19 protein-coding genes are annotated in these 16,782 nt (G+C 53.2%); 8 read left to right on the top strand and 11 right to left on the bottom strand.

Annotated features, from left to right (window positions below; all coding sequences use genetic code 11):
• Positions 1-48: 48 nt before the first annotated feature.
• Positions 49-711 (top strand): putative ATP-dependent zinc protease, encoded by a 663-nt coding sequence (locus VV869_RS13650; protein ID WP_337735458.1) that lies wholly within the window; start codon positions 49-51, stop codon positions 709-711.
• A gap of 96 nt (positions 712-807) precedes the next feature.
• Here the strand turns inward: VV869_RS13650 and VV869_RS13645 are convergent, their stop codons facing one another.
• Positions 808-1,623, bottom strand: a complete 816-nt coding sequence (locus VV869_RS13645) for a DUF2797 domain-containing protein (RefSeq protein ID WP_337735457.1) — start codon at positions 1,621-1,623, stop codon at positions 808-810.
• Positions 1,624-1,937: 314 nt separating this feature from the next.
• Between VV869_RS13645 and VV869_RS13640 the strand changes: the two genes are divergently transcribed.
• Positions 1,938-2,387 carry a c-type cytochrome gene (locus VV869_RS13640; protein WP_337735456.1) on the top strand — a complete coding sequence of 150 codons (450 nt, stop codon included), beginning with the start codon at positions 1,938-1,940 and terminating at the stop codon, positions 2,385-2,387.
• 154 nt (positions 2,388-2,541) lie between these two features.
• Here the strand turns inward: VV869_RS13640 and VV869_RS13635 are convergent, their stop codons facing one another.
• From VV869_RS13635 to VV869_RS13625, 3 genes are all read right to left on the bottom strand, one after another.
• A complete protein-coding gene (locus VV869_RS13635) occupies positions 2,542-3,213 on the bottom strand; it encodes a cytochrome b/b6 domain-containing protein (RefSeq protein WP_337735455.1) in 672 nt (223 codons plus the stop codon).
• A 277-nt stretch (positions 3,214-3,490) separates the two neighbouring features.
• Positions 3,491-5,875, bottom strand: a complete 2,385-nt coding sequence (locus VV869_RS13630; RefSeq protein WP_337735454.1) for a fatty acid cis/trans isomerase — start codon at positions 5,873-5,875, stop codon at positions 3,491-3,493.
• Between the two features lie 233 nt (positions 5,876-6,108).
• Entirely contained in the window at positions 6,109-6,561 is a 453-nt protein-coding gene (locus VV869_RS13625) for a DUF3069 domain-containing protein (protein ID WP_337735453.1), read from the bottom strand.
• Positions 6,562-6,864: 303 nt separating this feature from the next.
• Here VV869_RS13625 and VV869_RS13620 point away from each other — a divergent pair, with 303 nt between their 5' ends.
• From VV869_RS13620 to VV869_RS13600, 5 genes are all read left to right on the top strand, one after another.
• The gene (locus tag VV869_RS13620) at positions 6,865-7,812 is read left to right on the top strand and encodes a diguanylate cyclase domain-containing protein (protein ID WP_337735452.1); all 948 of its coding nucleotides are present in this window, start codon (positions 6,865-6,867) and stop codon (positions 7,810-7,812) included.
• A 175-nt stretch (positions 7,813-7,987) separates the two neighbouring features.
• Positions 7,988-8,653, top strand: a complete 666-nt coding sequence (locus VV869_RS13615; RefSeq protein ID WP_337735451.1) for a YceH family protein — start codon at positions 7,988-7,990, stop codon at positions 8,651-8,653.
• Positions 8,654-8,805: 152 nt separating this feature from the next.
• Positions 8,806-9,078, top strand: a complete 273-nt coding sequence (locus VV869_RS13610) for a GIY-YIG nuclease family protein (RefSeq protein WP_337735450.1) — start codon at positions 8,806-8,808, stop codon at positions 9,076-9,078.
• A gap of 163 nt (positions 9,079-9,241) precedes the next feature.
• Complete coding sequence (locus tag VV869_RS13605; protein ID WP_337735449.1) at positions 9,242-9,787, top strand: YaeQ family protein; 546 nt, start codon at positions 9,242-9,244, stop codon at positions 9,785-9,787.
• Between the two features lie 132 nt (positions 9,788-9,919).
• Complete coding sequence (locus VV869_RS13600; protein ID WP_337735505.1) at positions 9,920-10,573, top strand: YdcF family protein; 654 nt, start codon at positions 9,920-9,922, stop codon at positions 10,571-10,573.
• A gap of 48 nt (positions 10,574-10,621) precedes the next feature.
• Here the strand turns inward: VV869_RS13600 and VV869_RS13595 are convergent, their stop codons facing one another.
• Both VV869_RS13595 and VV869_RS13590 read right to left on the bottom strand, forming a co-directional pair.
• A complete protein-coding gene (locus VV869_RS13595) occupies positions 10,622-11,290 on the bottom strand; it encodes a glutathione S-transferase family protein (RefSeq protein WP_337735448.1) in 669 nt (222 codons plus the stop codon).
• Positions 11,291-11,299: 9 nt separating this feature from the next.
• Positions 11,300-11,911 carry a glutathione S-transferase family protein gene (locus VV869_RS13590; RefSeq protein WP_337735447.1) on the bottom strand — a complete coding sequence of 204 codons (612 nt, stop codon included), beginning with the start codon at positions 11,909-11,911 and terminating at the stop codon, positions 11,300-11,302.
• A 103-nt stretch (positions 11,912-12,014) separates the two neighbouring features.
• On the opposite strand from VV869_RS13590, the gene VV869_RS13585 reads away from it, so the two are divergent.
• On the top strand, positions 12,015-12,608 hold the full coding sequence (locus tag VV869_RS13585) for a TetR/AcrR family transcriptional regulator (protein WP_337735446.1): 594 nt from the start codon (positions 12,015-12,017) through the stop codon (positions 12,606-12,608).
• 32 nt (positions 12,609-12,640) lie between these two features.
• On the opposite strand, the gene tenA is transcribed toward VV869_RS13585, so the two are convergent.
• Genes tenA through thiD form a run of 5 tightly spaced genes read right to left on the bottom strand, consistent with a single transcriptional unit; the run spans position 12,641 to position 16,769 of the window.
• Positions 12,641-13,306 (bottom strand): thiaminase II, encoded by a 666-nt coding sequence (gene tenA / locus VV869_RS13580; RefSeq protein WP_337735445.1) that lies wholly within the window; start codon positions 13,304-13,306, stop codon positions 12,641-12,643.
• Positions 13,307-13,331: 25 nt separating this feature from the next.
• The gene (locus VV869_RS13575; protein ID WP_337735444.1) at positions 13,332-14,273 is read right to left on the bottom strand and encodes an ABC transporter substrate-binding protein; all 942 of its coding nucleotides are present in this window, start codon (positions 14,271-14,273) and stop codon (positions 13,332-13,334) included.
• Between the two features lie 36 nt (positions 14,274-14,309).
• Positions 14,310-15,158: an ABC transporter permease gene (locus VV869_RS13570; RefSeq protein ID WP_337735443.1), complete on the bottom strand. Its 849-nt coding sequence runs from the start codon at positions 15,156-15,158 to the stop codon at positions 14,310-14,312.
• Positions 15,151-15,924, bottom strand: a complete 774-nt coding sequence (locus tag VV869_RS13565) for an ABC transporter ATP-binding protein (protein WP_337735504.1) — start codon at positions 15,922-15,924, stop codon at positions 15,151-15,153. The genes VV869_RS13570 and VV869_RS13565 overlap by 8 nt, the downstream gene beginning before the upstream one ends.
• On the bottom strand, positions 15,924-16,769 hold the full coding sequence (gene thiD, locus VV869_RS13560) for a bifunctional hydroxymethylpyrimidine kinase/phosphomethylpyrimidine kinase (protein WP_337735442.1): 846 nt from the start codon (positions 16,767-16,769) through the stop codon (positions 15,924-15,926). The genes VV869_RS13565 and thiD overlap by 1 nt, the downstream gene beginning before the upstream one ends.
• Positions 16,770-16,782 lie beyond the last annotated feature (13 nt).

The raw sequence follows: 16,782 nt of genomic DNA, 5'->3' as shown, positions 1-16,782 counted from the left end.
ATCTCTCTGCATATTATTGTGTTAAGAGGATGCTTTGGGGTGGCGAATATGAGGATATTAACGGCCTGTGTTTTGACCGTGATGATAGTTGGCTGTGCCCGGCAGGCTGCTGAAAAACCGGTTTCTGTGCCTGAAGTGGCGAAACAGCCGCCATCAGAAACGGTGCCAGTGGCACCGGTTGTGATCCCGCCCACGCAACCGACGTCTGTGCCCCCGACAACACCGGCGATGAAACCTGCCCCTGAGCCTGTGACTCCGACACCGAAACCTGCGGCGAAGCCGGCCCCCAAACCAGCTGCTGTACCGGTTGTGACCAAAACACCGGACGGTAAATTGATTTTAGGAGCGGAAGAGTGGCTCTGGCTCGATTCCAGCGAGCAATATGAGCGTGTGAAAGTGGACTCCGGTGTGAAATTATCCACACTGGGAGTTGCCGATCTACAATCCTTTGAACGGGATGGGAACGATTGGGTCAAGTTTAATCACGGCGGCAAATCGGTTGAGCTTCCGGTTGAGCGCTGGATCAAGCGAAAAAACGGAGAGCAAAAACGGCAGGCGGTGGTGAAAGTTCGGGCGCGGTTGGGGGAGTTGAACGAATTGACTGAATTTGGCCTGACCGCAGGCCAGGGCATTGTGCTTGGAGTGAATTTTATTCGGGATGTCGCGACGGTGGATGCCTCGAGAAAGTATGTGCAACCGAAATCCAAGTGATAAGTCGTATCATGAAAATGGTCATGATATAGGCAGTGTGAGCAACTAGATCAAATGGCCGGGAACGCCACCCGGCCACATCAATGTACGGGGTCGTTAAGGCGTTTCGACCTCTACCTCATAGCTGGTGAACTTACGGATATTAATCACGCCGGTATCAAAAATCAGGTACTGGCCCTTGATCCCCAGCAGTTTGCCTCCAACGACCGGGTTCTTGTCAAAGTTATGCGAGCTGATTTTGGTCGGATATGCTAAAACCGGGTAGCGAATATCAACCAGGGATTCATCGAGCCGTTCAACAGCATCTTCACCATACAGAGCCAGCAGTTCATTGATCCGCGCTTCGATATGCGGCATCAGGCGAGTCGCTTCAGCCTGCAAATCGATATCGCTGTTGTCGCCTTTGAGCATGGCGCGCCAGTTGGTTTTATCGGCCACCAGTTCGGCCAGCGCAACTTCGATAAGTCCGGATAAGTGACGGGTTTTGACTTTCAGGATCGGCAGCGCCTGGGTCGCCCCTTGATCAATCCAGCGGGTTGGGAGTTGGGTATGGCGGGTGATCCCGACTTTCAGTCCCGAGGTGTTCGACAGGTAGACATAGTGCGGAACCATACAATGGGTGTCGCCCCACTCTGGCTCACGGCAGGTGCCCTGGGCATAGTGGCAGGTTTCCGGTTTCATGATACACATATCGCAACGTGCCAGCTTCTTCATGCACGGGAAACAGTGGCCCTGGGAATAACTTTTTTTGGTTTTCCGTCCACAGGCATCACAGTAGATATTCCCGGTGTAGCTTAACTTGAGCACCTTCCCGATCAGAGGGTTCAGTGGTAGTCGCTCGTCGCCGACGGGAAGGGTGTATGTCACCTCATCGTCCAGCGTGGATTGCATTTTGCTCAACGTACCTAACATTGCATCCTCTTGAAATGATTTTAATCTGGGACCTGTTGTACAGTCCTCATTGTTACCGGTCTTTATGGAATGCCATTTCAGTATTTGGTAGGGAAATAGCATGCCTTTTTAGGGTAACCAATATTTGCCGACCTGGATACCGGCAGCCTGTTTGATTGCTCAATAAGAGTCACATCCGGCTTGAAAACAGCGGATCTGATATGCACTCGAGTGAATTATTGTAAATGTTTGTAAGTTTAGAGACGTGAATGTTTACTGAAGGTTACGGCTTGGTATGATTCTCTTGTCCATAAAAACAAAGAGATGGAAGAATAATGATGAAGAAAGTAATACTAGGTGGTGTGTTACTCGCAGCAACCAGTGCTTCAGCTATGCCGTTTGAGAAGCCGGAAGATGCCATTCACTACCGTCAATCGGCCTTCAGCATGATTGCAACGAATTTCGGTGATATGGCTGACATGGTCAAAGGTCGTAAAGACTGGGACCAGGCAAAGTTCAGCCAGCGTGCGCTGTTTGTGTCGCAGCTGACGATGATGCCGGGCGAAGCCTTTGAAATGAAAGGATCAGATAAAGGCGAAACCAAAGCACGTCCGGAAATCTGGTCGGATTGGGACGGGTTCTCTGCCAAGCTGAACCAGTTCCAGACGGATATGGCAAATCTGGCGAAAGTCTCTGCCGAAGGCGACCAGCGCGCGACCATGAAAGCGTTTGGTGTTGCTGCGAAAAACTGCAAGTCTTGCCACAGCGACTATAAACACCGTTAAGCTGGCCATGCCGGTCATTGCTGAGAACAGGCCGTTTGTTGATAACAGGTACTTTTTGATAACAGATCGCTGTTGATACAGATAGCTTGTTGATAAAAGCTCGATGATGGAACAGGGTAAAGCCCAAGGCTTTACCCTTTTTTATGCGTGTCGATCAGAACAGGTAAGGCACGATATCCTGCGCAAAGTTGACATAGAGCACGGCACCAATTCCGGCGAAAATCGCCCAACCCAGCAGGCCGTTTCGGAGTTTGGGCGCGGATGCTGCCGGCAGCGGTTTGGTTCCGACAATCATCGGCTTGATCAGGTTTTCCTTTCTGAGTAAATACAGCGCGATTGCCCCCAGATGTAATCCGATGGCAGCCAGAATCAGATTGAAGTTCAGGGCATGGAGCAGGGTGAATAAACTGCTGGTATCGGCCGATACATATCGGGCCAGCGGTCCTTCAGAGACAATATCGTCATTGGCGAACAATCCGCTGGTGAGCTGGAATCCCAACAACAGGAAGAATGTGAGCACCATGTAGCCGCCGGCGGGATTGTGGCCGACAACGGTTTTTGCCTCGCCGGTGTTGCGGCGGATGGACCGTAAATAATCAATCACTTTACCAGGTGAATGGACAAAATGGTGAAAGCGTGCGGTGTCGCTGCCAATCAGCCCCCACAGTAACCGGGTCAGCAGGAGGGCCAGAAGCAGGTAGGCAATGGCAAAATGCCAGTCCATCAAACCCTCGGTACCGGTATACCATAAGCCAATCACAGATAGTGCCTGTAGCCAATGGTAACCGCGAACAAAACCGTCCCAAATCGGCGTTGGTGTTTTCATGGTTTGTATCTCTCAGGTTAGAGTATCGAATGTCGGTATTTTTACAAAAATCATACTTTTACACCATGATATTAAGCGCATGTTTTCATATCTTTACAATTTGTTATCCCTATCGGACGGCCTGACCCTTCCTCACTGAGCCCGTGAGGGAAGCGGATTGAAGACAACCGTACGTGTCGGGTAGGGGCGGCGGCATAGCGATAAATAAAGAGAGCGCCGATAAAAAGCCTGCGGGCAGCAGGCTTTGGGTATTGCTATGGCCGAGCGGATGCATCTGTCAGCGGTTTTGAATCCGGTTGTAATCCAGCAGGCCGGAATCAATGGGCTGGCTTTTGCGATACAAGGTGTTCAGGGTATCACTGAATGTCCAGAAGTTCGGATCGGTTCGACGTACGGCAAAGCGATCGAGCAACGCCCGGTATTCCTGCTCGGTTTGAACTGCATTAGCCAGAGCCGCCAGGGCCGGCAATTCAGCTTCCGTTACATGCCAGAAGGCACCCGGATAGCTGCCCAGCAAGCCGGAGACCAGCGTCACATCGTCTTGTTCAAACAGGCGGTTGGCTTCCTCATCGAACAAGCTGGAAATGTTCTTGTGAGCGCTGTTGCGCACCAGCGTAAACAGCTGAGGATCGGCGTCCGGAGACGACGGTTCAACCATGATAAATGTCAGTTCCGGGAACAGGGTTGCCTGAGGCCCCTGAAGTTGATTCAGCAGGTTAAGGGCACGCATCGCCTCCGGGCTGAGTGTCGCATTGTTGAGGGCATAACGCTGACTGTTCACCAACTGCACCCGTGCCTGAAGGCGCTGGTAAAGCTCGGACTTCGGATCATCGGTGGTAAATTTGATCCCCGATGGCTGGCTGAATTCATTGATATCACCTTGCAGGAACTCCTCCAGCGGCCGACTGGCATTCTGGTACCAGTTTGCCAGCTCTTGATGGCGAACTGGCGCTGGCAGGAGTGACAGGAAGTTCGATTCGCCTTCCATGCGCAGGAAATCCATATACATCCGGGTGATCAGCTGGTGGCCGAAATTCCCGTAGACGTCAAAGCCTGCCACCAACAGATAATGGATCCGTTCCAGCAGTGAATAATCCATGACCCAGGCTGTTTTCGGCGGTGTACCGACTAGGCCTTTGGTGACCGTGGCACTGTCAAAGTGACGGAATACCGTCAGCACCGCGTGATCGTTATGGCCATCGCCATCCCAGATCAGCTCGGTGGTTAAGTGTTCGCCATGTTGAAACGCTTTATTGAGCAGCGCATTTTTGGCCCGCAAGAAGCGACCCTGCTGCTTGGAATAGGCGATCCAGTCTGCCAGAGGTAAGGTATTACTTTCATTTTCGGCCGGCATACTGAGGTTCTTGGCCTGAGCGTCATAAAACTGGTTGACGCTCGGAACATCTGCCATGTCCGGATCCACAAAGAAGACCCAGAACCGATCATTGATCACATTCAGCGCCAATTGACCCCGGCAGACTGGGCCTTTGATAAAGCCGCGGATGGTGTTCTGGGCGTTATCAAGCATAAAGCGATACCGGGCATTGGCCGGTAGTTGGCTGAACGAGCGCATTGGATTGGCGGCTACTTCAGGCTGGTAGCCCGGCAATGCGCTGACGGTGTATTCGGGCTCGAAGAACAACTGCTCAAAGCGTGCCATCTTGGCAGCGCTCAGGGCATACGGCATATGGGTCTTATCAACAATGGTTTCGCGAACCTGGACAAAACGGTAGTAGACGCGATCCGTTTGCGGATCATCAAAAGGCCTGCGGGTTGCAATTACGTCGACAGGTTGTCCCGGCGCCGTTCGGGAGCGGACCAGTTTGAAGAAGACCGGCTGACCTGGGTGAGCCTCGAAGTAAAGATGAGAGACAAACAGGTGCTCATAGATATAACGGCTGACCAGTTGTTCTTTGAGCGAGTTGCCGTTCAGGAAGCGTTCCCATTGGTGAATGTCAGCTTGGATCTCCGCCGACGGCGGTTCGACACCGGCCATCGGTGCACCGGCAGCCAGCCAATCCATCAAAAGCTGATGCTCTTGCGGCGCGATGTGCGGCAGGCCGTAGGGCATGCCCCATTGCGGGTAATTCTGTTCATACTGGACCATTTCCTCAATGGTCGGGCATTGCTGATCCCGATCCAGGGAAAAATCCCACTGGGTGCTATCGAGCACGGCTTCACCCGGTAAAGGGTGGGCTTGCTTCAACTGGAGCATACGGGCCATGACCCCGGCTTGGGTGTTGGCCTCCGGGGACTGGTCTCGCTCATTGAGGACCGGCGTAAATCCTTTGTTGCGCCATTGCGCGGTAGTTTGCGCATCAATGAACATGCGGGTGGTATTGGCTGCCAGCAGGCGGGTGCCTTCGTAAACTTTCTCTTTGTTGGCGCCGCGATCAATGCCTTCCGCTGAAGACATCTTCAGCTGGCAGGGCGCATCGTAGCAGGCATGGCAGACCACACAGCGGTTCTCAAGCACCGGTTTGACTTCGTTGAGATAGCGCTGCGCCATCGGGGTCGCGGGCGGGACAAAACGCTGCTGCGGCGCTGGCGTGCCATACAACTGGTCATAGTTGAAACCGGCATAGACGGCACAGCCGGAAAATACCAAGGTGCCGCAGGCAAGGGCAAAGCGTTTACTGTTTTTGAGAAAAGATAAAGACATGAAAATGCGCTGGCAAATGGACATCAGGCGATTGTAAAGCTTGTCAACTCAGCAGCTCAAGAATTTATTTTAACATTGTTCAATTAGACGCAGTTCCTTGCTGTGGCGGTGGTTACGGGGATTTCTTGCGCCGGAGCGAGTGATGCGACGGGGAATGTGCCGGCCGGGCAATCGGGGTTGGGGAGGGGCTCAAAAGAAAAAAGGGAAGCCAAGCTTCCCTTTCTCGGTGGCTATTATTTTTCGAAAATAGCCAGGAACTCGCGCTTCATCGGCGGGTGACGACGTGCTTTTTTCAGCTGCTTGCACATGTCTTTCACACAGTTGTGCAGCACTTTATCCAGCATCACAGCTTTGTAGTCTGTGAATTCTTCGTCAGTCATATCGTCTGGTTTGCCGGTTTCTTCCATTTCACCCAGGAAATCAATGCCGGAGTAGCTCTGGCTCAGGGCGATCAGGGCGTGGAATTGCTCGAAGTTGTCCAGAACGTTTTGGGCGCTGGCCGGCATTTGGTCCCAGGCTTCGCGTGAAATCGACTCAGAAGCTTTGTACACGTTTACTAGCATGTCCAGTAGCTCTTCAGGCACTTTCTCAAACGCAACAACCTGGCTTAGCTCCGGCGAGCAATCGTCCAGGGTCAGTTTGGTTTCTTCAATGTTCAGTTCTTCTTTGTTTTCAATGTCAGACATAGCTATTTCCTGCATTGTGAATCGATTTTTAGAGGGGGCATCCTATAGACCTGTTTTTAAAAGTCAACACTCCACACGTCGAAACGCGGGCTCGGGCGATCTCCGTACAAAGCGGATAACAATGGCCTCAGGCAAAATATAGCAATGGCTTGTCCATAACGTGTCCACTCAGGCGTGAAAGTTGCAATCTGTGTCACGTTCAATTAAGCGCACTACCGGAAGGTGGTAGATCCGCTGGGTAATTTTCCGGTCTGTGCTATAAATATAAGCAGTATAATCTTTCTATATCAATGGGATGCTTACATGGATGCAATGCGTATTTTGCTCGTCGAAGATGTGCACCTGGAAAGAATGCAGTTGGCTATGCGGTTGCAACGTCTAGGTCATGTTGTCGAAGCCACGGGCTCTGGTCTGGAAGCGATTGAGAAGTACGCCCAGTTTGATCCGGATTTGGTTCTGCTGGATGTCAGTATGCCGGATATGTCCGGCACGGAAGTCGCTCAAAAAATTCGAGAGCTGTATCCAGACTGGGTGCCGATTATTTTTCTGAGCGGGCATGATGAACCGGAAATGATCGCGACGGCCATCGATATGGGCGGTGATGATTATCTGGTCAAGCCCGTCAATAAAATTGTTCTGGTTGCAAAGCTGAAGGCGATGCAGCGCATCGTCCAAATGCGGCGGGAACTGAAAACAACGCATGAACAGTTGGCTTCGGCGAATGATCGCTTGTCCCAATTGGTCAATGAAGATGGCCTGACAGAGGTTGCAAACCGCCGGTTTTTGGATCAGAAATTATCAGAGATGATTTCCTGGCATGGTCGGAATAATTTGCCGATGGCGATGGTCATGATCGATGTGGATCATTTTAAAGCGTTCAATGATTACTACGGGCACCTGGAAGGGGATCGCTGCCTGCAAAGTATTGCGATGGAGCTGAAAACAACGTTTAGCCGTGCCGGAGAGCTGGTGGCACGGTATGGCGGAGAAGAGTTTGTCGTTTTGATCAGCCACTGCGACAAAACGCGGGCGGTGAAAGAGTGCGAACGTTTGAAGCAAAGTATTCAGATGCTGGACATTCCGCATTCCCGTTCAACGACCGCCGAGCTGGTGACGGTCAGCCAGGGAATGGTGTCCTGGGTGCCGACCGGACTGGAAACACCGGAAAACATGTATGAAATCGTCGATAAGGTGCTCTATAAAGCGAAAGAGCAGGGACGAAACCGTTTTGTCGCGGCGGAATTTACCTGAGAAAGATACAGGGATAACCGCGCTCGGGTGGATTGTTTGTTTTGTAATCGGTTGATTCATGAAGTGCTTGTCGTTCACGGGAGGCATGTTACTCTGCTTTCTATCAGTGCTGATCCCACTCTGGGTTGTCAAGCCGAGAGCGGAATCAGTATTGGTATAAGAAGGAAGAAGAATCATGGATATTTGCTTTTCACCTACTGAAGCCCGTGTGATTGGCTGTTTGCTGGAAAAGGAAGTCACAACACCGGACCAATATCCGCTGACCCTCAATGGACTGACGACGGCGTGTAACCAGAAGAGCAACCGGGAGCCGGTGATGTCGCTGGGTGAAGCGACCGTGATGGATACGCTTGAAAGTTTAAAGGCCAAGCGTTTCATTCAGGAAGTGACCGGATTCGGCAGCCGCGTCGCGAAGTATCAGCACAGATTTTGCAACACCGAATTCAGCACCCTGCAGTTTAAGCCGCAGGAAAAAGCGGTGATTTGCGTGCTGTTGCTACGAGGGCCGCAGACGGCAGGGGAATTACGAACCCGAACCAATCGCTTGTGCGAATTCACCGATGTCAAAGAAGTCGAAACTGTGCTGGCCAAGTTGGCTGATCCGGAGCGTGGCGGGTATCTCGTGAAGCTACCGCGTGAAGCCGGAAAGCGGGATTCACGCTATATGCACCTGTTTAGTGGCGAGGTTGATCTTGAGGCGTTGCCACAGGGCGCCCAGGGCAACGCGGTGAGCCCTTCGGCATCGGATGAACGTGTTGCACAGCTGGAAGAAGACGTCGCGGCGTTGAAACAGGAGCTTGCTGAGCTGAAAGCACAGATGGCGCTCCTGATAGGCGATTAATCTATTGAACCTGACCCGTTCTGTGACTGGAATGGGTTGACTCAGGCCCGGCTTCGTCCGGGCTTTCGTGCGATCAACTTTAATTGTTACCGAATCCTGTGACTGAAGACCGACAATCTCAAGAAAACATAAAAGCTGAACGAAATGATGCAGTGCGCTGGTCTGTCTACTTGATTCGAACGGCAACCAATCAACTCTATTGCGGTGTGACGACGGATGTGGCACGGCGGTTCAGTGAGCATCAGGGCAGCCCGAAAGGGGCCAAGTTTCTGCGGGGGAAAGGCCCGCTCCACCTTGCCTGGGCGGCGCCGGTTGGCGAAAAGCGAACGGCGATGCAACTGGAATATAGGATTAAGCGACTCACCAAAGCCCAAAAAGAGTCCATTGTGAACCACACCCTGACTTGGCAGACACTGATGGAATAGTGTGTTTGCCGAGCATGTGTTTGAAGCGTAACGCGCCGGAGTGAGGGATACGACAACGCTTTCCGGCGTTTCTGCATCTATTGCGGGATCGATGATGCGGGGTCATTTGCTGTAAGTGTCGCAAATGTTTTCGCATCTTTACTTAATTTTCAGGTACTTAGTTATGGCACTGAAAGCCACCATTTATAAAGCACAGCTCAATGTTGCGGATCTGGACCGTCATGTTTATCTCGACCAGTCCCACACGCTGGCTTGTCACCCATCAGAAACCATCCAGCGGCTGATGCTGCGTTTGCTGGCCTGGGGACTGAACGCCGATGAATCGTTGCAGTTTACCAAAGGGCTGTCCGATACCGATGAGCCGGATCTCTGGCGCCGTAATTTGATGGATGAAGTCGAGTTATGGATTGAACTCGGGCTGCCGGATGAAAAGCGGATCCGTCGTGCATCACACAAGTCGCAGCAAGTGATCATTTATGCCTATGGTGATCAGGCGGCTTCTGTGTGGTGGCAGCAAATCAAAAATAAGGTTGCGCAGTTTGACAATGTTTCGGTGGTGTATATCGCAGATGCTGCCCTGGCGGAACTCGAAGCGATGGCGGAGCGGACCATGCAACTTCAATTGACGATTGAAGGTGAGCAGGCTTGGCTGAATGCCGCTGCCGGGAGTGCGCACATTATCCCTGAGTGGTGGCGTCGCAGCGAGTAACTGCATCGGTGAATGGCACATGGATCAGGGCCCGAATGGTGCGTAGTTGGAGTGTGTAGAGGCTGTCATGCTTGTTTCATCGAAGTGGGGCATGGTGGAGAAAGGATATCGAGATCTAAGTAAGGATGGATGATGACAGCGCAAGTGCATACCCAAGCCCAGATTGTATGGGATTACCATTTACTCAACCACCCACTGGAAAAAGGCGACTGCCTGCTGGTGCTGTGCAGTAATGATATTCGCGTGGCCGAGCATGCCGCCCAGCTGTTTCTGGAGGGGCTCGCACCCTACATCGTGTTCTCTGGCGGTGTCGGCCGATTAACTGCAGGCTTGTTCGAACGCTCGGAAGCCGAAGCGTTTGCTCAGATTGCGGTAGATATGGGCGTGCCTGAACAGTGTATTTTGATTGAGCCACAATCAACCAATACCGGCGAAAACATTCAGTTTTCCCGAGCATTGCTGGAAGCGAAAGGGCTGGATCCGCAGCGGATTATTGTGGTCCAGAAGCCATTCATGGAGCGACGCAGCTATGCCACCTTCGTGCACCAGTGGCCGGATAAATCGGTGGCGGTGACTTCGCCGCCGCTTAGTTTTGATGATTATCCGAATGAGCAGCTGTCTTATTGTGATGTAATCAACGTCATGGTCGGGGATTTGCAGCGCCTGCAGCGATATCCGGCGCTAGGGTTCGTGGTCGCTCAAGAAATCCCAGCACATGTTTGGCACGCGTTTCAGTCGCTGGTTGCGTTGGGCTTTGATGAGCACCTCCTGGACGCAGACATTTAATCTCGCCTGCCTGTACCCGCTCCGGTGCAGGCAGACGAGTCTCAAGGTCTAGCGCGTCACCATCTTCTGGATTTCTTTGGCGCGCGCTTCGTCGCTTTGCTCTTTTCGCGGCGGTATTGTTATCCCCTTTTGGCATGCCGGACGTGTCGCCAGCTCACTGAGCCAGCGTTGCAGGTGTGCCAGTCCTTCAATGCTGATCCCGCTCCATTCATGAATGCGGACCCATGGCCAGGTGGCAATATCGGCAATGGTATATTCCTCACCGGCAAGGTAGCAATGCTGCGCTAACTGACGATCCATCACTTCAAACAAGCGCCGGCCTTCGTGCTGGTAACGCTCGATCGCTGCGGGGATTTTTTCCGGAAAATAACGATAAAAGACATTGGCCTGTCCCATCATGGGGCCGACACCACCCATCTGAAACATCAGCCACTGGATGACCTGAGAACGCTGCTTGGGATCAACCGGAAGAAACTTTCCCGTTTTTTCCGCCAGGTAGAGCAAGATGGCGCCAGACTCAAACACGGCAAAATTGTCATTCTCGGTATCGATGATAGCCGGGATCCGTCCGTTGGGGTTGATGGCCGTAAATGCGGGAGATTTCTGCTCCGCTGCCATTAAATCCAGCGGATGAACCCGGTAATCTAAGCCCATTTCTTCCAGCGCGATAGATATTTTGTGGCCGTTCGGCGTCGCTGCCGTATAGAATTCAATCATGACTCAGCCTTAGCTGTTAAAGGTCGGACGGCTGCTGACGCGCTGGTACCAGGCAAGCAGATGCGGCTGGCTGTCATCGAGTTCGATGTTCAGGTTTTTCATGAAGTTGCACAGAATCACGGCGGTAATATCGACGATCGTGAATTTGTCTCCGGCCAGATATGGACTTTGACTCAGGCGATGCTCCAGCGTCGGCAGGAAGTCAATCAAGCGTTGGCGCGACTCTTCTCCCCAGGCTGCGACGCAGTTTTCACGATCCTGGTAAATTCCGGTGATGTTGCGAAACGCCTGCATCGCGACCAACAAACCTTTCAACTCGACCACACGATGCCACATTTCAACCTGAGCTTTTTCCAGTGGCGTATCACCAAACAGGGAGGTCTCTGCCGGGAAGGTTTCATCGAAATAGCGGCAAATAGCGACGGACTCGCAGATGGTGGTGCCGTCATCCAGTTCCAGAACAGGGATCAGGCCGTTGAGGCTCTTTTCCCGGAATGAATCGCTCAGGTTCTCCCCTCCGCGAATATCGACATGTTGCCGTTCGACCTCAATTCCTTTTTCAGCCAGAAACACGCTGACCCGACGTGCGCTTGGAGACGGTGCAAGTTCGTAGATTTTCATTATTCTTCCTTTATCAGAACGATCGTTTAGATTAAAATCTAATCTATATCAGAATGATCGGTCAAGAAAAAGATCGCTTGTTTAGCCGTCAAGAGAGGACAACATGGCCCGTACCAAGAATTTTGACCGCGAGGAAAAACTCCTCGAGGCAATGGCGCTGTTCTGGCAGCAGGGCTACGCCGATACATCGGTCGCTGATTTGGTGAACCATTTGGGGATCAACCGCTTCAGCTTGTATAACACCTATACCGACAAAGAAACGCTTTACCGGGAAGCACTGGATTACTACCTGTACAAAATCTCATTTCCCAGAATCTCGCGGGCATTTCCAGAATCGGCCGGATTGGCTCAGTTGATTGATTACTTGAAAGATTTTGCCCAACTACAGCAGGAACAACCCTACGGCTGTTTTGTACAGAATGCCATTTTGGAGCGGGCGTTCCGGGATGATGACGTGCTGAAAACTGGCGGGTTGCTTTATCAGACCTTGTCGGATCGATTTCGCCAGGCTCTGGAAACCGCGCAGCAGCACCAGGAAATCAGTCCGGCTCTGGATCCATTAGTATTCAGCCACTTTCTGGTGTTGCAGATGCAGGGGATCCGTGTTCTGGGCAAGGCGAGGCAGTACGAGATGATTGAACATGCGATGCAGGTGCTGATGCAGGTGATTCAGGCGCAGCGGGTTCAGGCTCCCTGAGACAAGGAGCCTGACAAGTGGTGCTGGTGTTGCTAGCGGGCGGCATTCATGCCTTGCTGCCAGAACGCAACTTCCATCCGGGTGGCGGTGCGAAAAATGTCACACAGTCGCTGTCCGCGCGTACTGCTTAGTGGGATCTCTGCCAGCATGCGGTCCAGCCGTGCGATGGTTTCCTGGGTTCCTGCCTGGAAATCGTCGCCACTGTAGAGCTCAATCCAACTGCGATACGGGTTCCCCTCCAGACGTGTGGTTTCACGGTGGATGAGCTGATGTCCGATCACGGCGTAACCAATGGCGCAAGGGGCTAGGGCGGCGAACAAATCGACCCGATCGCCGGCCATCCCGGTATCCAAGACATAACGGGTATAACTCACGGTGCCGAAATCTTCCGGTTCCGCTTCCATATCAGACTCGGTCAGGCCCCATTGGCCGCAGTATTCCACATGGTGGTTCATTTCCGTATCCAGCAAGGCGGTCAGGCTTGGCAGCGGCTCCCGCATTTCTTCCAGCGTCCGGGATTTGAAAATGGCCAGGGCAAACGCTCGCGCGTAGTGTTTGAGAAACAGGAAATCTTGTTTCAGGTAGTGTAGGTAGGCGTGTTTATTCAGCTCGCCAGTGGCCAGCTGCTGAACAAACGGGTGCTCGATATAATCTTGCCAGTCGTCCCGGCAGGCGTTGATCAGGTCTTTGTGATTCATCGGTGTGTTCCTTAATGCAATGTCGTTAGTAGGTCAGGACGTAATCTTTGGCTTGCGGGAGCGTGTGAATGATCTTGTGCTGCATCATGAAGGCGGCATAGTCGTCATAACGCTTGAGCTCAACAGCACCCGGACGCAGGGCAAAACGGGTCAGCGTATCTTCCCAAGCCCGACGGTTCAGATCGTTATTGAGGGTATCTGGTGCGTAGGCGACAAATTCCTGCCAGGCTTTCTCTGGGTGATTGATCAAGTACACGGTTGCTTTTTCAATCGCTTTGTTGAACTTGTTGATGGTTTCCGGATTGTATTTGTGTTTATTGGCGACAAAGATCAGCTCATCATATGGCGGGACGCCATGTTCTTCCGGATAAAAGGCGGTGGCTTCATAGCCTTCCAGCTCAAGCTGGTTCAGCTCGAAGTTGCGCAGGCCGCCCCAAATCGCATCCACTTTGCCGGATGCCAGCGAGGAGGAGAGTGCCCAGCCGACGTTGATGATTTTGACGGAATCCATCGACACCTGATCTGAAGCAAGCATGGTGCCGATGGTGGCGTCTTCACTGCCGCCGATTGCGACGCCGATCTTTTTACCTTTCAAATCCGCGAGGCTGCGAATGCCTGATTTATTCAGCACAATCAGTGAGTTCAGCGGGCCGGAAATGAGGGTGGCTGAACGGACCAATGGCAGTTCAGCCGCGGTGCTGGAGATCAGCGTGCTTTGATAGGACACGGCCAAATCAATTTTCCCGGCAGCGACCAGTTTATCCGGAATGCTGGGATCAGCCGGCTCCTGAATCGCCACTTCCAGTCCTTGCTCGGCAAACCAGCCTTTTTCCTGGGCCAGAATAATCGGGCCGTGGTTTGGATTGACGAACCAGTCGAGCATTAAGGTGACCTTTTCAGCGGCCGCCTGGAACGATGCCAGCGATAAGGAGATCGCGGCAACGCTTTGAAGTAACTGCTTTTTCATATGAATTTCCTGTTGATGTTATCTATGTAACGGATGTTATTGGTTTTGCCACGGAATTGCTTTTTTCAGCAGGCCATCGGCAATGAAGTAAAAACTGATGGAGAAAAATGCCAGGATGAACAGGGCGGCAAACATCTCATCGACAAACATGCGGGCGTTGGCTTGCAGCATCAGATAGCCCAGCCCTTCGCTCGAACCCACCCATTCGCCAATGACTGCGCCGATTGGGGCCACCACCACAGCAACCCGAATACCCGAAGCCAGTGCCGGCAGGGCAGCAGGCAGGCGGATCTGCCACAGCAACTGCCAGCGCGTGGCACCCATGGTGCGGGCCAGATCCAGATAACCGGTCGGCGTTTGTCGTAACCCGTCGTAACAGCAAGTGGTGACGGGGAAAAAGATGATCAGGGCGGCCATAACGACTTTCGAGGCAATGCCGTAACCGAGCCATAGCATCAGGATCGGCGCAATCGCAAAGACCGGAATGGCTTGGCTGGTGATCAGGATCGGCAGCAGCCAGCGGCGCAACGGGGCAAACAGCAACATTTGCAGGGCGAAAAACAGCCCCATCGCCAACCCCAGTAACAGGCCGAATAATACCTCGGTGCTGGTGACCAGGGTGTGGTGCCAGAGCACATCAAACCGGGCGACTAGTTTGTTCAGCACTGCAACCGGTCCCGGCAGGATAAAAGGTGGCAGTGAAAACAACACCACGGCGGCCTGCCACAGACCGAGAATCACCCCGAAGCTGATGAGTACCCGCGCCACTTTTCGGGAAAATCCGCCCCGGTTGATGGCTGGGGCCGACTTCGGGCTCTGTTGAAGCGGTTGTAATGGCCGTTCGGACACGGAGTCGATGGTTTCCTGAGGGAGGCTGTCAGCCATAGTCACGCTCCAGTTGGTCAATAATCATCTGCTGGTGGGCAGCCATTTGCGCGTCAAATGATCGCGGCGGCATGGATTGCGGGACATCCAATCGGGCCAGCTGTGCCGGGCTGCCGAACATCAGGTAGATGTGATGTGCCAGACGCAGAGCTTCCTGTGGGTCATGGGTGATTAACAGCACGGTACGATCCTGCAATAACTCGGCGGCCAGGCTCTGTAGCTTGTGGCGGGTGACAGCATCGAGTGCGGAAAAGGGCTCGTCCATCAGGACCAGCGGCTTGTCCTGCATCAGGGTCCTAGCCAGGGCGACCCGCTGCCGCATCCCCCCGGAAAGTTGATCTGGTCTGGCGGCATGGAAATCTGCCAGACCGACCGCCTCCAGTAATGACATCGCCCGGGCTACATCCGGTGTTGCGGCGTCTGAACCCAGACGCTGACTGAGACACACGTTGTCCAGCACAGACAGCCAGGGTAGTAACAAATCTTGCTGCGCCATATAGGCCACGCGGTCTTGCAATGGTTGCGCATCAGATGTGAGCAACTGTCCCTGCCAGATCACCGCATCACCACTCAGCCCGGCCAGGTGACGCAGCAGCGTGGTTTTACCGCAGCCGCTTTTACCCAGAAGACAAGTCCATTGTCCGGCCGGTAAGGTCAGGTTGAGATCATCGAAAACGGCGGTCGCCGTATCCCGGTAACGAAGCGAGGCATGATTCAGGCTGACGCAAACCGGGGACGGATGCTCCCCGACAGCTGGCGATAACATCATGCTCGCTCCGGCTGGTAGTGCCCGTGAAAGAAGTGGTTGACTGGGCCGTGTCCGGTGCCGATTTGCAGTTCATCGGCATGGCGGATGGCTTCGGTGAGATAGGTTTTGGCATGTTGAACGGCGTCGTTCAGCGCAAAGCCTTGCGCCAGGAAAGAGGCGATGGCAGCGGACAAGGTGCAGCCGGTTCCGTGAGTGTTGTGGGTGTCAATCCGTGGATGGCTGAAACGGATGACCTGATCGGTGCTGATCAGTAAATCGGTGCTCTCTTGTGTTTGGGACAGGTGACCTCCTTTGAGCAGTACGGCACCAGCGCCCAATTCACGCAGTGCCTCGACCAACTCTGCCATATCGGCTTCGGTCTGTGGAATCTCCGTATTCAGCAGCGCGGCGGCTTCCGGCAGATTCGGGGTGATCACATCTGCCAGCGGCAACAGGGCTGATTTCAGGGTTTCAATCGCATCTCGTTGGAGCAGCAGATCGCCGCTGGTTGCGACCATCACCGGGTCAACGACCAGAAATTGAGGCTGATACTGGCGTAGTTTATCCGCCACGGTTTGGATGATAACGGCATCACTGAGCATGCCGATCTTCACCGCCTTGACATCCAGATCACTGAATACCGCATCCAACTGCTCGGCAACAAATTCCGGAGAGATGTTGAAGATACCGGTCACGCCTTGGGTATTTTGTGCGGTCAGGGCGGCAATGACAGAGCAAGCATAACCGCCGGTGGCCGAGATAGCTTTGATGTCGGCTTGAATACCGGCGCCACCGCCACTGTCAGAACCGGCAATGGTTAACGTGATTGGTGTTTTTGATTGAGCTGCTGATTGAACGGCCATATCTACCCCTGGC

The sequence above is a fragment of the Photobacterium sp. MCCC 1A19761 genome, assembly GCF_037389125.1.
Classification (GTDB): Bacteria; Pseudomonadota; Gammaproteobacteria; order Enterobacterales; family Vibrionaceae; genus Photobacterium.
This window is presented reverse-complemented; position numbering and strand designations above follow the sequence as displayed.